Below are 1,654 nucleotides of genomic sequence, written 5' to 3' on the forward strand. Positions count from 1 at the left end.
GGTATAAGCGTGAAGGTGGGTGCGTCATACCCGGGGAGATCCTCACGGGTGCCGTTGTGCTACTGACGTCGTGAGGCGTTGGGATGCGCGTGAGGAAGTCAGCAGAGGCCATAGTAGCCGCCGGGATGGGGCGAAGGGCTGAACATGGAAGAACGCGAGTAGGCGAACGTTTCTCGATGAAGCCGAGGAAGACAGAAGCCCATCGGCCAGATGGGGCGCAGGCAGCGGATTCCGGACGGTATCCGGAGGGGGCTGGGCTGCGTGTCGAGGTGGAGTCGGCGGACGTTGAGCGGACGAAAGCGGAGTTGGAGCGGGCAAGCGGGCTGATGGAAGCCGTGTGTGAGCGCGGCAACCTGTGGCTTGCGTACGAGCGGGTGATCCGCAACAAGGGTGCAGCCGGTGTCGATGGCATCGGGGTATCCGAGTTCAAGGCTCATCTGCAGCAACACTGGCCGACGATCAAGGCCAAGCTGCTGGCGGGGACGTACATCCCGCAAGCGGTGCGCCGGGTGGATATTCCGAAGCCCCAAGGCGGGATGAGGACGCTCGGCATACCGACGCTGACGGATCGACTGATCCAGCAAGCGTTGCATCAGGTGCTCTCACCGATCTTCGAGGTGGCGTTCTCCGAGTCGAGCTACGGCTTCCGACCGGGGCGATCTGCCCATCAGGCGGTCAAGGCGGCGCAGCGGTATGTGGCTCAAGGTCGTCGCGTCGTGGTGGATATGGATCTGGAGAAGTTCTTCGACCGGGTCAATCACGACATTCTGATGGCGAAGTTGGCGAAGAAGATCGGGGACGGGCGGGTACTGAAGCTGATCCGACGGTATCTGGAAGCGGGGATGATGGCAGAGGGCGTCGTCAGCCCGCGGACGCAGGGTACGCCGCAAGGCGGCCCCTTGAGTCCGCTGCTGTCGAACATTCTGCTGACAGAATTGGATCGGGAGCTGGAGCGCCGGGGCCACGCGTTCTGTCGCTATGCGGACGACTGCAACATCTACGTCAGAAGTCAGGCGGCAGGCGAGCGTGTCCTGGGCGGTATTACCCAGTTTCTGTCCGAGCGGCTCAAGCTCACGGTCAACGAGGCCAAGAGCGCGGTCGCACGACCGTGGGAGCGGAAGTTTCTGGGCTACAGCCTGACTTGGCACAAGGCCCCGAAGCTGCGGATTGCGCCGACTAGCCTGAAACGGCTGGAGGACAAGATTCGCGAGGTGCTCAAAGGTGCGAGGGGGCGTAGTGTGCGGCGCACGATCGAAGAACTGAATCCGGTGCTACGGGGTTGGGCAGCGTACTTCAAGCTGACCGAGACCAAGCGGGCGCTGGAAGAGATCGACGGTTGGCTCCGGCGCAAGCTGCGCTGCATCCTGTGGCGGCAGTGGAAGCGCCCTTATACTCGCGCCAGAAACCTGATGAAGGCGGGGCTGAAGGAGGAGCGGGCGTTTCGCTCCGCGTTCAACCAACGCGGGCCGTGGTGGAACAGTGGCGCTAGCCACATGAACGCGGCCTTCCCGAAAGTCTTCTTTGATCGTTTGGGGCTGGTGTCGCTGCTCGATACGACGCGACGACTCCAGTGTCTTTCATGAACCGCCGTATGCGGAACCGCACGTACGGTGGTGTGAGAGGGCGACGGGGGTGACCCCGTCCCCTACTCGAT

General features: G+C 62.8%; 1 protein-coding gene. It reads left to right on the top strand.

The features are described from left to right. The first annotated feature begins 176 nt into the window (after nucleotides 1-176). Nucleotides 177-1,583 (top strand): group II intron reverse transcriptase/maturase, encoded by a 1,407-nt coding sequence (gene ltrA, locus MXC99_RS00415; RefSeq protein ID WP_247723673.1) that lies wholly within the window; start codon nucleotides 177-179, stop codon nucleotides 1,581-1,583. Nucleotides 1,584-1,654 lie beyond the last annotated feature (71 nt).

Origin of the sequence: Thauera aromatica (assembly GCF_023093595.1) — a bacterium.
GTDB classification, from domain to species: domain Bacteria; phylum Pseudomonadota; class Gammaproteobacteria; order Burkholderiales; family Rhodocyclaceae; genus Thauera; species Thauera aromatica_A.

What these genes read in the sequence shown, in the direction of transcription:
- ltrA (WP_247723673.1), top strand. Translation starts at nt 177, where the DNA reads ATGAAGCCGAGGAAGACAGAAGCCCATCGGCCAGATGGGGCGCAGGCA.